19 protein-coding genes and 1 pseudogene are annotated in these 14,161 nt (G+C 25.0%); 2 read left to right on the top strand and 18 right to left on the bottom strand.

What is annotated here, in order from left to right; genetic code table 11:
* The first annotated feature begins 165 nt into the window (after positions 1–165).
* The gene (locus BFL38_RS08470) at positions 166–372 is read left to right on the top strand and encodes a hypothetical protein (protein ID WP_008727979.1); all 207 of its coding nucleotides are present in this window, start codon (positions 166–168) and stop codon (positions 370–372) included.
* A 71-nt stretch (positions 373–443) separates the two neighbouring features.
* On the opposite strand, the pseudogene BFL38_RS15485 reads toward BFL38_RS08470, so the two are convergent.
* From BFL38_RS15485 to BFL38_RS08395, 18 genes and pseudogenes are all read right to left on the bottom strand, one after another.
* Positions 444–545: pseudogene (locus BFL38_RS15485) on the bottom strand (tyrosine-type recombinase/integrase); the annotation flags it as partial.
* 233 nt (positions 546–778) lie between these two features.
* A complete protein-coding gene (locus BFL38_RS08465; protein WP_069726644.1) occupies positions 779–1,450 on the bottom strand; it encodes an ABC transporter ATP-binding protein in 672 nt (223 codons plus the stop codon).
* Between the two features lie 2 nt (positions 1,451–1,452).
* Entirely contained in the window at positions 1,453–2,229 is a 777-nt protein-coding gene (locus BFL38_RS08460) for a hypothetical protein (protein ID WP_069726643.1), read from the bottom strand.
* 91 nt (positions 2,230–2,320) lie between these two features.
* A complete protein-coding gene (locus BFL38_RS08455; protein ID WP_069726642.1) occupies positions 2,321–3,043 on the bottom strand; it encodes a hypothetical protein in 723 nt (240 codons plus the stop codon).
* 39 nt (positions 3,044–3,082) lie between these two features.
* Positions 3,083–3,382: a hypothetical protein gene (locus BFL38_RS08450; RefSeq protein WP_069726641.1), complete on the bottom strand. Its 300-nt coding sequence runs from the start codon at positions 3,380–3,382 to the stop codon at positions 3,083–3,085.
* Between the two features lie 20 nt (positions 3,383–3,402).
* Positions 3,403–4,407: a hypothetical protein gene (locus BFL38_RS08445; RefSeq protein ID WP_069726640.1), complete on the bottom strand. Its 1,005-nt coding sequence runs from the start codon at positions 4,405–4,407 to the stop codon at positions 3,403–3,405.
* Positions 4,408–4,730: 323 nt separating this feature from the next.
* Entirely contained in the window at positions 4,731–5,012 is a 282-nt protein-coding gene (locus BFL38_RS15480) for a hypothetical protein (protein WP_256097231.1), read from the bottom strand.
* A gap of 119 nt (positions 5,013–5,131) precedes the next feature.
* Positions 5,132–5,701: a permease prefix domain 1-containing protein gene (locus BFL38_RS08435; protein WP_438357071.1), complete on the bottom strand. Its 570-nt coding sequence runs from the start codon at positions 5,699–5,701 to the stop codon at positions 5,132–5,134.
* 116 nt (positions 5,702–5,817) lie between these two features.
* Positions 5,818–5,964: a helix-turn-helix transcriptional regulator gene (locus tag BFL38_RS15475; RefSeq protein ID WP_256097236.1), complete on the bottom strand. Its 147-nt coding sequence runs from the start codon at positions 5,962–5,964 to the stop codon at positions 5,818–5,820.
* Between the two features lie 7 nt (positions 5,965–5,971).
* Positions 5,972–6,148: a PadR family transcriptional regulator gene (locus BFL38_RS15470; RefSeq protein WP_256097230.1), complete on the bottom strand. Its 177-nt coding sequence runs from the start codon at positions 6,146–6,148 to the stop codon at positions 5,972–5,974.
* Between the two features lie 85 nt (positions 6,149–6,233).
* On the bottom strand, positions 6,234–6,950 hold the full coding sequence (locus BFL38_RS08425) for an ABC transporter permease (protein WP_069726639.1): 717 nt from the start codon (positions 6,948–6,950) through the stop codon (positions 6,234–6,236).
* Between the two features lie 55 nt (positions 6,951–7,005).
* The gene (locus BFL38_RS08420; protein WP_069726704.1) at positions 7,006–7,698 is read right to left on the bottom strand and encodes an ABC transporter ATP-binding protein; all 693 of its coding nucleotides are present in this window, start codon (positions 7,696–7,698) and stop codon (positions 7,006–7,008) included.
* A gap of 93 nt (positions 7,699–7,791) precedes the next feature.
* On the bottom strand, positions 7,792–7,920 hold the full coding sequence (locus tag BFL38_RS15855; RefSeq protein WP_142950335.1) for a streptolysin S family TOMM toxin: 129 nt from the start codon (positions 7,918–7,920) through the stop codon (positions 7,792–7,794).
* A 66-nt stretch (positions 7,921–7,986) separates the two neighbouring features.
* A complete protein-coding gene (locus BFL38_RS08415; RefSeq protein ID WP_069726638.1) occupies positions 7,987–8,733 on the bottom strand; it encodes a SagF family protein in 747 nt (248 codons plus the stop codon).
* Positions 8,730–9,410, bottom strand: coding sequence for a CPBP family intramembrane glutamic endopeptidase (locus BFL38_RS08410; RefSeq protein WP_256097229.1), 681 nt, complete (start codon positions 9,408–9,410; stop codon positions 8,730–8,732). The genes BFL38_RS08415 and BFL38_RS08410 overlap by 4 nt, the downstream gene beginning before the upstream one ends.
* Positions 9,367–10,713, bottom strand: coding sequence for a YcaO-like family protein (locus tag BFL38_RS08405; protein ID WP_069726636.1), 1,347 nt, complete (start codon positions 10,711–10,713; stop codon positions 9,367–9,369). The genes BFL38_RS08410 and BFL38_RS08405 overlap by 44 nt, the downstream gene beginning before the upstream one ends.
* A gap of 18 nt (positions 10,714–10,731) precedes the next feature.
* Positions 10,732–11,823, bottom strand: a complete 1,092-nt coding sequence (locus BFL38_RS08400) for a streptolysin associated protein SagC (RefSeq protein WP_069726635.1) — start codon at positions 11,821–11,823, stop codon at positions 10,732–10,734.
* A 53-nt stretch (positions 11,824–11,876) separates the two neighbouring features.
* On the bottom strand, positions 11,877–12,884 hold the full coding sequence (locus tag BFL38_RS08395) for a SagB/ThcOx family dehydrogenase (RefSeq protein WP_069726634.1): 1,008 nt from the start codon (positions 12,882–12,884) through the stop codon (positions 11,877–11,879).
* Positions 12,885–13,603: 719 nt separating this feature from the next.
* Here BFL38_RS08395 and BFL38_RS08390 point away from each other — a divergent pair.
* On the top strand, positions 13,604–14,161 hold the full coding sequence (locus BFL38_RS08390; RefSeq protein ID WP_069726633.1) for a TetR/AcrR family transcriptional regulator: 558 nt from the start codon (positions 13,604–13,606) through the stop codon (positions 14,159–14,161).

Genomic DNA, 14,161 nt, shown 5'->3' with positions numbered 1-14,161 from the left:
TACTTGTTAGCCGCAATTATATCATTAGTTAATAGCATAAGAAAATAAGCTATTAATAAGCAGTAGAAAGCGGTTGGGGCTCCGACAAGCTCCAGCCGTAGCTTCCATATAACTATTATTATATATATATATAATAATAAGTCAATATAAATCAAGGAATAAGTTATGGAAAAAAAAGTAACAGAAAATAGAGGCGGTAAAAGAGAAGGTGCTGGAAGACCTGTCATAGATATTAACAAAGGTAAAATGAATAGACATAATATAACTATGCATGATGATATATGGAACAGTATAGTAGAAAAGGCTGCCGAACTTAATTTATCAGCTAGTCAGTATATAGCTATGATACATAAAGAATATATGAATAAGTAGAGCCACTTCGTAAGCCTTTGCGGCAGGATAATAATAGTTGCGATAACATAAATTATCGCAACAATAAAATATTATTCTACCTCCAAACTTTTTAAGTATATTCCTGTTATAGCTATACTGCTATGATTTAATGCCTGCCTAATGAGTTCTATATCTTTAGTTTGTTTGTATAATCNAGGTAAAATAAAAGCTGCCTACTCTATACCTGATATAAGGCCTTATTTTGTAGGTGCCTATTCGGCAAAAGAAGTGGGGTGTGGCACGACTGTGTACTTCGTAGGGCTAGTCCCCACAAAATTATAAAAAATTAGTTTTGAAACAAGTCTATTATAATTATTAATAAAATTTTATTACTGTTCTTTTCACCACTTCGCTTGACTACGGCACAAAAAACTAAAAATTATTACTATATATTGAGTATTAGTCCTCCATCTCTCATAATGTATTTTGTATCAGCATAATTCTCTATCAATTCATCATGCGAAATAAAAAAGCCTATGCCGTTTCTTCTCTTTATAGTTCTTCTTATATATTCATAAATAAACTTGCTCGTGTCAGTATCTAAATTCGCACTTATCTCATCGCCGAATATATAAGGGGCTTCGCTTACCAATGCTCTAGCTATGGCAACTCTCTGTTTTTGTCCTCCTGAAAGCTGTTCTGGTTTTTTCTTTTTTAAATTATCTATTTTTAAGTTTTCTAATATTTCATTAACTTTTTTATTTATATTAGAAGAACTTTCATTTAAAAATTTAAGAGGAAGTGCCACATTATCAAATACACTCTGAGTTTTTAATAGTTCAAGCGACTGTAAAATAAGCCCGATATTTAAAAGTCTGAAACTGCTTCTTTCTCTATCACTCAATCTTGAAACCTCTTTATCATTCCAATAAACTGCTCCCTCTGTAGGAATATCTATACTTGAAAGTATATGAAGAAGCGTACTTTTACCAGCTCCAGAAACTCCAGCCACCCAAACAATTTCTCCGTCTTTTATCTCCAAACTAATATTTTTATTTGCTGCTATATTATAATCTTTAGTCTTATATATTTTTGATATATTTTCGCATTTTATCATAATTAAAAGTCAGCCCCCTCCGCACTTAAAAATCCGTCATTACCTTTATCGTAAGAGCTTTTTAATAAATATCCGTAAAAACCTTTAGGATACATTTTCAAAGCATTATCCAATTCTTCAAATGCCTTATCTGTTTCATTTACTTTCATATATGCCATAGACCTGTAAATATAAGCTCTGTAAATCATATAATTAGGCAAATTACTTGTATCATTTAATGATGTCATCACAGAATAGTATGCCGCATTATTATAAAAACTCAAAGTAGCTATCTGCCACATTCCATAAACCTGCTTTGCTCTTATATTATTTTTGTTCTTTAATAAAGATAAACGAGAATAAATATACATATCAACAATCACACTGTAAGGATATTTTTTATTGAAAAAAGCAAGAGAAGCAAAAGAATTAGCAAAATTAGCATAAGCTCCGTAAATATCAGAAGAGCCTTTCTTAAAAACTTTATCCTTTTTAAGATCTTTATATATATCCCCTAATATTTTATAATCCTCTTCAAAACTTCCGCTTGCTATAGATACATTAGCCCATAGAGTGTAACATTCTATACTTAAATACATTTTCTCCTCTTCGCTTAAATTACTGTTTTTTATTCTGTTTAAAATATCTTTAGCCTCGCTCGTTCTTACAAGTCTCTCACCTGAATGATATTCATTATTTTTATTATCTATTTCTTTTAATACAGCATTAGCCTCGCTTGAAACCTCAGCGTATAATCCTAAGAAAGAACTAATAAAAATCAAAACAATCACTCTAAACATTTTAATATCCTTATTTATTACAGCAATTTTATATATACTAACAATTTTTAAGTTTATAATCTATTATAATAATCTTATATATAACTATATATTAATTAAACATTCCTTTTCCTTTATTATTCATATCAATAACATTTTTTATAAAAGCCCCCTCTGGAAATATATCTTTTGCCATTTTTATGTACTTATCATAATTGGCTTTATCATTATTTTTAAAATAAGCCTGAGAAGTCCATAAATAAACTATATGTTTTTCCCATTTCTCTTTGGCATTACTTTCAGCCTTTTTAAATATTGGAATTGCTTTATCTATTCCGCCTCCTACAAACTCCGGACTGTACGCTGTAAGTATTGCTTTGCCCAAAAGCGAAGGAAAATGATTGGCATTTACTTTTAAAGCATTATCATATATCTCCCCAGCTTTTGCTGAAAGTTTTATAACATCATTAAATGAAGAATAATTAATAGCACCGCTCATCACATCAGCAACAGAAGACATATAATCAGCATCTTTTTCTGAAAGTAACGGAGTATTCTTATTTATATTATCATTTAATAATTTATAAGTCTCTCTTTTACTTTTAGGATTCATATATATATACATAAGTAAAATAAGATTCTCATAAGTTTGTTTTTCTATATTTCCATAATTACCATTTTTTATTTTTTCTATAACAGCATTTAAATCCCCTTCTTTATTTGTATTAATCATATAGTAAAGATTATAAAGCTCATTAAAATCCTTACTATATGAAAAAGCTGAAAGAGTCAAACTTAAAGATAAAAATAAAACTGTTAAAAATTTTTTTATCATATTTAATCCTCCCTTACATAAAACTGCTTGGTAATAATGTTAATTCTCTTTATTCAAATTATTCGTATTAGCAAAAAACGCTTTGTCTTTTATCTTCATACTTATAATTTCAAACAATCTAAAAAATATATAATATAAAATGCCAATCACTATTGAATAAATAGGAGAATATAAAAAAGCAGGAAGTATAAAAAATACACTAAATATAGTAGTACAAAATATTGCAATTAAACTTAATACTTCTGAATCAAAAGGTATTAAATAAAATGATAAACTCAATGCTGTATAAAAGATTAAGCACAAAAAAGAAAATATTATTTTATTTTTGATATCCGCCATAAATAATAAACTCCAAAACATTAAAACACTATAGTGCTTATTATCAAATTCATAACCAAACTTTTATTATTATCAATACCAAAAGTTAATTGCAAAGGTGTTGAGCCGTAAAGGTTATATCCTATTCCTCCGCCAACAACATATAATAAATTTCCTTTATCAATACTGCTTTCAAAATATTTTCCGTATCCAACATTTCCAAAAGCAACTAAGTATATATCATTAAAACCAGATGGAAGAAATCTCATAAAAAATTTATATTCAAGATGAACAAATGTAAGAAAATCCATATTTTTAAGATGAGCTTCTAAATTACTTAAAGGCATCATCATAAGAGAGTATAAATATTTAAACCCTATAGAATATTTTTTCTCGCTTTTATCAAAATAAGCACTGTATCCTATATAAGGCATAATACCAAGCTCTCCCCAATAATGAAAGAATGAATATGGCATACTAGCTGAAACATTATACGAATACTGATTTTCATTAGGTATAATACTTGCCCCTACTCCAGCATTGAATTTCAACTTATTAACTCCGTCATCAACAAATGTAGAACTTAAACCAACACTTTGATTAATCTTAAAAATAGAACTTAATCTGTAAACCTCCCTCTCAGAAGAAAGTATCTTTCCTATATTCATTCCATAATAAATCATTACATTATCAAAAGAATATCCTAATTTTAATTGTCCGTAATATTCTAAATCTTTATAATTAAATGTAGAAAAAGGAGGCGTTATTCCTTGTTTATAATTTAAATCTATAAAAAATCTTCTGTATCTGTACTCCATTCCAATATTAGCAAATATTCCAAATGATGACTCAGAGCCGTAATCAAAACTTATTCCTACACGAGGTACATATACAAAATGTGAATTCTTTTTATATGCATATCCTAAATCAACAGAAAATGGAAACCCAAAATAATTATAACTATAATGAAAACCAGATTTTACAAAATCATTCTGAGCAAAAAGAAAACTTGACAATATAAGAAATACTAATAATATTTTCTTCAAAGCAGTACACCTACTATTTATATTATATTACAATTATAGCATAAGTATTATATATGTCAATATAATTTGTAAATTTATTTTTTATATTCAAATATCTTACTCCTAAATAAATGATAATCTGCAATTATAGAAAATAGTCCAATTCAATATTCCCATAAAGCCCAAACAAACCATAAATAATGATTATATTTAATAGTAACAATATTTATAACAAGCATTACTACTGAATAAATTATAACTGCAATAATAGAGTTTTTTAAATTAATTTTATAAATATCATGACTATACTTTATTATTTTAGGTTTGATATTATCAGAAAAATTTCAAAGCGAATAAATAACTATATAAATAAATAACATCAAATAAAAATAAGGCATAGTAAGTTTATATCCGATTTTAGTAGTTTCATTAAAAAAACTTAAATTATCTATAATCAAACCCAAAATAAAAGCCAAAAAAGCTGCAGAAAAAGATGATATTAAAGCTGTTAATATTTTTATATAAACATTATAAACAATTTTAGCATCTTTACTTATATCTTCAAAAACTTCATCAATATTTCCGAGATTTTCTATAGCTTTAGTGCATGCTTCTTCATATTTCATTCCATTTTTTACATAATCTAATCTTTAACTTTAGAATTAAGCATATATTTTATTTCATCTAACTGTTCAAGTACTTCTTTAGTATTTGGAATTTCTTTTTAATATTTTTATAAAACTCATTAATATTCATTACTATTTCCATTAATATTTTTATCAGAATTTTTAAAAAACTTATAAAAGAAAAATACAGTCAAAGGCCAAGATAAAAAATATATAATAACAAATACAAACCAAATATGATGCGGACTAAAGAACATATTGAATATAAATACGGCTAAAGATATAATAAAAAAACCTATTATAGAATATTTTAAATTGATTTTATAATAATTATAAGTATATTCAACTACCTCATATATACTACGCATATTAATAAATGGTATAACTGTAGTTAAAAAAATAGCAATTATTCCAGAAATAATAAAAAATATACTAGCAATCAATGAATTATTTATATAAGAAAAAAATGATATATTATTATTTTTCAAAGATATAAAGCATAATAATAAACTTAAAAAAGCCGCAATAAAAATATCAATAATACCGGCAAATAAATATAATATATATTTATTAATAATTTTTGCATCCTTGGATAATTCTTCAAGAAGTGAATCTACATTCCCGAAAGATTTAAGAGCCTTTTTAAAAGCTTCTTCTTTAGAATCATTTATATATTCTTCACTTTTCATATATAAATAATTTCTAAACTCTTCAATCTGATCTCTAATTTTTTAAGTATTAGGGTATTTATTTTTCAGTTCATTACAAAAATCATCTATCATAATGTTTCTCTTTTATATAAAATCTATTCAATATCAAGAAGTTTATCTATTATCTTCTTTGTGAATAGCCATATATATCTATCTTCTTTCAAAAACTTTTTACCTTCTTCTGTAATTTTATAATATTTTCTTCTTCCGCCATGACTTTCATCGCCCCAATAACTTTCTATTAACTTCTTACCTTAAGAGCCTTCTTATAGCACTGTATAAAGTCTGACCATTAATCTCATATTCTCCATTAGTTTTATCAGTAATTAATTTAGAAAGCTCATAACCGTAAGAATCATTATACTCCAAAAAATGCAGAACCACAGCATCTATATTACCTCTTATAATATCACTTTCTATATACATTAATACTAATCCTAAACTAATTATAATATATTTTTTGAGGTAAGATAAATAAAGAATTTTGTCAATAACTAAAAAAAATAATTTATTATTTATCAGCATATCTAAAAGTATTAACTGCAAGAATTAAAGCAATTATTAAACATACTAGAAGTACAGCTATACCAATAAAATAAGCATGAAAATCAAAATAAAAAGCACCTCTAAAAGCATTCAAAAAATACTGAAAAATATTTAATTTGCTTAAAATTTGCACTATATTAGGAGCATTATATAATGAATAATACCCATCACTTAAAAACATAGAAGCCATTAAAATAATATTATATAATATACTTGCTGTCTCATTATTTTTTACAAGACTAGAAACAAAGAAGCTTATAAATATATAAAGCAAAGATGCCAATATAATTACAGGCAAAAATAAAAGTATAGAAACAAAATAAAATTCTAATTTAAAAAATAAAGCACATACAAAAAATACAAATAAACAACTTATAATAGATATTATTACCCAAGCACAAGATAAACTTATAATATATTTGTATAAAGGAAGAGGTGTTACTTTAAGCAGATTATAAACGCCTCGCATTCTCTGACTAAGTACATTAAAACTAGTAGTCATAAAAGAATAAGCAAGAACACTCACACAACTCATAGCAGTAAGTATATGCACAGTATAGCTTTCCATTTTGAAAAAAAGCCCTAATGATATAACTATCACCAAAGGAAAAAATATAGACCAAAATATAAGAAAAGGATCTCTTATAGCTTTTTTCATTGTAAGTTTAAATATAGTTTTCATAATTACTCTTTATTTATTATTATTTTACATAAAATTTAAAAATTTCAAAAACATATTAATATTTAGTAATATGCAGGTAAAGCTTCTCCAAACTGTCAAAGTTATATTTATTTAAAAGTTCTTCTTTGCTGCCACTTTCTAATATCTCGCCTTTATATAAAAATACTATTTTGCCAGCAAGGTCATCAACTTCCTCTAAATCATGAGAAGTAAAAAGTATAGTCTTATTATTTTTAACAAACTCTAATAACATATTTTTAACATTATACCTTTCTCTAGGATCCAAACTTGCAGTAGGCTCATCAAATATAAGTAAGTCCGGATTTTGCATAGTAGCTATCATTATAGCAAGTTTCTTCTGTTCACCCCCTGAAAGTTTTATAGCAAGAGTTTTAGGATTCAATCCGTATTTTTTTGTAATGCTTTCTATTTCTTCATCGGTCATCTTTATATCATAAAGTGCTGAAAACATTAATATATTATCTTTTACACTATATCCATCAAAAAATGGAGTAGACTGAAGCTGAACTCCTATATGTTTTTTATAATTATCTATATTTATTTTTAATTCGCCTTTATCAGCTTTTAATATTCCTAATAATATATTAATTAATGTAGTTTTTCCTGACCCATTAGGACCTACAAGTACTATTATTTCACCTTTATTTATATCAAAATTAACATTTTTTAAAATAACATTTTTATTAAATTTCTTTTCTATATTTCTAGCACTAATCAATGTTTCCATTATAACCAACTTAATTATTATCATAAATAACCTGCTGTATTAATAAAACTAATACAGCAGGCCTATTAATTTATTATAAACTATTATAATAAATTACTTGTTGATTGTTATGCTAACGCAGCAAGTACAACAACAAGTACAGCAACATCCTCCAGGAGTCAACACAACAGATTGACTTTTTAGAGAACATGTTGTTCTTAGTTTAGAAGAATATCTAATCATATAACAACTCCTTTTGATGTTTTTTATATTAAATTTTCTATATAAAATATATAAAAAAATTAATACCTAATTTTTATAAAATTTGCCCATATTCTCAAACTGCCCAAAATAATAAAGCGTAAAAGATATATTGGCAAATATAGAAGGAATTAAACTTCCGCTATACTCAAATGAGATAGTATTAATAGCTGTAACAACAAAACAAGCTATTGTAAATATCAATGCCTGCTTTATACTATTTACTCTCAAAATTTCTTCTAATGAAAATAAAATACTTACTATGAAAATAATAAAAAATATACTGTAATCGCTAAACTTCATTTTCACAGCTGAGTATATTACTCCGTTAAAGAATAAACATTTAATTATACTGGCAAACATTATCAAAGTCCATTTAGGATTTCTTCTTGAAGAATAAAGCATATATACTGAAGGAACCAATAATATATTATTAAAGATAGTATTTACTTTTATATCTCTATTTAATATACTTATTACACTCATAATAAATTCAAAAGAAGATATAACAGCAAAAATATTTATAAAAATATAAATTACATATTTTCTTTCTATACATAAATAGAATAAAATATTTTGTTTTTGTACTAAACTTATTATAACAGCAAAAAAAATCATTAATAGCCAATATATATAAGTGCTTACATAAACATACATTTCATCATATTCAAGCTTGCTATGATTCATTAATTTAAAACAAATATTATTAATTATATTAGTATGTTCTAAAAACTTGATTATAATGCCTAATATAAAAGATACCGCTATATAAGGTAAAAGAGTTAAAAATATCAATTTAATGCCTCTCTTTTATTTATTCTAAATGATAGTATATATAAAATAAAGTTCTGTAAAAAATGAGTAATTACAGGTGCTATTATACTAAAAGAAGAAAATACAAACAATAAAGAATAAATAATACCTACAATAAACTTCTGAAATACAGCATTAGCTCCGAAATATATATGATTAATGGAATATACAAATGCTGAAAGTATAATAATAATATGAATATTAATATTAAATATATTATAAGTGATATTAAAAAAAACCTGCCTGAAAATCACCTCTTCACATAAAGCACCTATGAATATTATTATTATATCAAATAATATATTATTTTTTTCTATTATTTCATGAACTTCTATACTTTTTATCCAGAATTTATATTTAAAAAAATGAATCAGCATTGCCTCAAATATTTCTAATCCAATACATACAAAGGACATAATAAAAGCTAAAACAACAAAATAAATATCAATATGATAATTAATTATTCCTATATATCCTGTAAAAAATACCATTATCACAAATAAAAGATAACTTAAACTATTTGGAAGTATAGTATTAATCTTTCCTAAATTTAATTTGAAAAATATTCCTACCAAAGAAGTAGGAAAAGAAATGGCAAGCAGTACAAGAAAAGCACTAAGGTAATGGGTGTGGAAATTCATTATTTGAAATTCCTCCATTATTAATAATTCTAGGGTGCTTACTGTAAGGGAAAGCAGGCATTGACATTTGAACAAGCTCCGGAATATATACACGAATAACATGCAAATCTTTATCCGATATTTCGGCAGATGTAATATCCAAATAAACTGCATATTTAGATACATTATAAAGACCTTTTAATAAATACTCCAAATCAGACTCAGTATTTACTTCAAGGTTTTTATATTTTTTTAATTCGATTTTTTCCTGAACTTTACTGTTAATAAATTTTAAATTCTTATCTTTATTGCCAGCATCAGCCCAATAATTGACATTACTGTCAAGATTAAGATAATTTTTTTCAGATACAGTATCCAAATAATCCGCCGGCATTGATAAAGGTCCGTTAATATTTAATGTAAGTATAGCTAAAGCCTCCATAAAGGCTCTGTATATAACTTTTCTAGGATTAAGCCCCGAAGAAGCCCCTACAACAATATAAGGAGATTTTTCACTTTTATTTACAAGCATAACAGTAAAAACATATCCTAATTTTTTATCAACTGTATAATCAAAAACTCTAATATTATAATCAATATCTTTTAAAATACTATTTATAACTTCATTAAGAATATCATCATCAATAATAACTTCTTTGACTTTACTCTCTGTATACCATTTTATCATGCATGCATCGCATTCTATAATTTCATTGACAGCAGATTTCAAGGCAAGCGGAATACTTTTATGACTTGCACTTCCCTTTGAAAATCCTCCTATAAATATCTTTTCCTTCTTATCCCTTCTAATAATATGAGATAAAAAGAAATTCTGTGCAGGTACATAATACTCTTTTTCTTTGTCAAATAAAGAAGGAAGAAGTACCCAAGACAATACATCATCTTCTGTTATATTTTCTAAAATACCTATACTATTTAATTTATTACAGTCTTCATCGCTATATATTTTAACATATTCAAAAGGTATTATATTATCAGGATACTTTTCTTTTAATTGATTATAGGAGGCATATTTTAATTTTTCTTCAAAGTATAAATTTGCTGTAAATAATGCATATCTTTCAATGCCTTCTCCCAATAATCTAATAACAGCCTCATCTCTATAAATACCATAACCTGAAAGATGATAATTAACTTCAGCATTATCGCCTAATAATATTTTATGATAATCCGGAAGCATAGCAGTACATGTATTGATATTTTTAGCAATAACAGAATTAGCCTGCATTATAATAAGAGAATCCATAATACCTGTCTGATGGCCGCAAATAGAATTGTATTTATTTAATATATTTTTATGGCTTGGGTAATATTTAATCATATATTGTCCATTATTTAATCATTTTATTATTACTTTGCTTGAAAATTTTTCTATTATCTCTTTTGAAGAAGTATACATCTCATTATATTTAGCCTTACTTATATGACCGCAAACAGGACAGAAAGGTACTCTAAGTAAATCCTGAATTTGAATCTCTATTGAAGGTATATAAACATTAATAACTCGCCCTGATAGTTTGCATTTACCTATAGATGCAAATAAAAATGCTTCGTATAATGCAAGAGAAGTAAATGTCTGTAAAATAGGTATTATATAAGTTCTTTTAGCATTATATTTAAAATTCATAGTCTGCTTAACAAATTTATTATAAACTGATAAACTTTCATTTCTAGCCACTACTCTATTTTCAAAACATTCATAACATCCGGTTTCTTTACCTTTTATTGTAGTAATATTTAAAAATGGTCCATCTAATATTGATATAACTATTGGTATAGATTTATCCAGAAGAAGTCTATTTATATTTCTAAGTAAATTTAATCTAGGCTTCTCAACACTTACAACAATACAGGAAATATCATCAAATAATTTTATTAATTCTTTATGTTCTTCTATATTTTCAATGGCATCTGTAGTATCTGTAAGATTTGCTTTCTCTATTTTTTTTATATCATCAATATCCATCATGATGACATTCATATACAAATCTTCTGATGTTAATTTTGCATACTCTTTTAATCTGTCATTATCAGTAATGAACATTATTTTATTCTTCTGAACCTTACTTTCATCTGGTATATCATAAAAATATTCTCCTATAAACTCATAAACAGTATTAAGCATATTATTTTTTTTATCATCATACTCTAAAAATCTATTACCTATAAGAGAAGATATGATATCATTCAAAAAGTTACTATCTTTATCATTAAGAGAAAATTTCTTTACTATATCATCAAAAGAAATTAGTTTATCATCAAAAAGTTCTTTAGAAATGAACATAACAGCTTCTTTTATATCATCATTTAATTCATTAAGCCCTAAAGAAGCCTCCTCAAAATTCCATACTCCTTTTCTAAATCTAATCTCATCATCAGAATTAAAGAAAATACTTACATTATCATAAAGTTTAATATTTTTTTTAGCCATTTTCACTAACCTATTATTTTTTATATATTTTATATAACATAAATTTAATTATTTTATTTTGAAAGTAAAGTCAAATGCACAACATGATTTGTATTACCGTCAATATTAAGTAAATCTTCGGATAAAGTTTTATTAAATCCTCCAATATCACATGCAGAAATACCGCTTGCAGCAGCAGTAAGCTGTATATTTTGAGCAATCTCTCCTGTTTCTATCAAAGCAAATTGAAGTCCCATATCTCCGTACTTCCTCGAATTCTCATACAAACTATAAACATAATAAACAGATAATGCTACTTTTCTTAAATCTATACCGCCTCCGAAAAAATTATTATTATAATAATTTTCTAAATCTTCATTGCTAAATAATTTTATTTTTTCAAGCGAATGAGTAAAAGGCATGTATTTATATATACCTTTATCAAGATTATTTATATTAAGTGCGACTATATAAAGATATATAGGATAAAGTCCTCCGCCTGAAGGAGCTGTTCTCACCTTTGATATATATTTATCTCCGAAAGTTATTGTACCATATTCATTTTTATTTAAATTAAAATCAAAATCTCCTGAAATCCCATCTCCATAATAAAGCAAAGTAGATAAATCAACTAATGTTAATGGATTGCCTTTAAAATCTCTTCTACTTCTTCTTGACCTTATTACAGATCCTATAGGGGCATTAATGTTTTTATACAGCGGAAGTTTCAATGCATTTCCCTTTTTATGCACTTCTTCTTCTAATAATACCCTGTTACTTAAAGCCGCATCTATAGGAAATAATGAATAACTTACAACATTTAACATAGTAGATAAATCTATTGATGATTTTTTAGAGTTTAAAAGATATTCCTCACTAATATTTCTATTTACTTCTGAATGCATCGCAGCCCTGTATGATGATTCAGAAGTTTTCATCCCTATAGTATCTGCATAAATAGAAACCGGTATATTGGAAGAAAAATTTACAATACTAAAAAGCAACGGTATTTCCTTTGCTTCTAATTCTTCTTTTGATACCTCTACTTTTTTTAATTCATTTTTTAACTTTTTATCTTTCATATAAACAACTATCTCTAATTATATTATAAACAACAAATAATTAATTTACTAAAAAACATTTATAATTATATTATTATAAACAGCAAATAATTAATTTAGTAAAAAATATTTATAATTATATTATTATAAACAGCAAATAATTAATTTAGTAAAAAATATTAAATTATAATTTAATATTTTTTACTAAATTAATTAAAATTCTATTCATTATGTAATAAAGGCTATATTTTAGTAATAAAACTACAAATAATATATTTTATAGTTCTATATAACCATAATAACAAATATTAAATGCTCTATAAAATTACTTAAAAAACTATAAAATATATTTTATAATTTTTATACAATTCTTATTATACAAAAATATGGTTATATAAATATATTCAAATATTAAAAACATATAATAAACTTTTTCATGACTTTTATAACAGAAGTAAAAATATATATAAATACTCATAAAAAATATAATGTGCATATTATAAAATATTACAAATTATTGTATTGACAAAATTTAAATATGGTTTATAATGAACAATGTTCAATATAAAAGTATTAAGCAGTATGTATTGAACTTTTATTTTTAAATAATACTGAACATTGTTCAATATATAGCAATGCTTATTATGTATTTGAACAAGCAAAACTTGCACATAGCTGATAAAATTAATATTCGGCTAAGATAATATATTAAAAAAAACTATATAAAAAAGGACTATTTAATGAATAATATTATAACTTCAAAAGAAGATATATTAAAAGCAAGCAGAGAATTAATAAAAAGAAAAGGTATTAATTCTATTAATATGCGTTCAGTTGCTGAAGAAGCTAATATTGCTGTAGGATCTATATATAATTATTTTAAGTCTAAAGAGGAATTAACTATTGCTGTTATAGTAAGCGTATGGCTTGATATATTTCATCCTTTAAATGTTTGTTTGGAATCTGATAACTTTTTAGATATTGTTGATACTATATTCAAAAGTTTGGATAAAGGAAACAAAAAATATCCTAATTTTTTATCTATGCATTCCACTATGCTCTTTGGAAAAAATAAAAGCAAAGGCATTAATATGATGAATAAAGTACAAAAACATATTAAAGACGGATTATATAAAACTCTTATGAATGATAAAAAAGTAAGGGAAGATGCATTTAATAATAATTTTACAGCTGATAAATTTATAGATACAATATTATCATTTATTATAAATTCTATGATTAATGCTAATTATGATGGTTCTGTAATAAAAGAAATAATAAAAAGAACCATTTATTAA

The organism is Brachyspira hampsonii (assembly GCF_001746205.1).
Lineage (GTDB): Bacteria > Spirochaetota > Brachyspiria > Brachyspirales > Brachyspiraceae > Brachyspira > Brachyspira hampsonii_B.
This window is presented reverse-complemented; position numbering and strand designations above follow the sequence as displayed.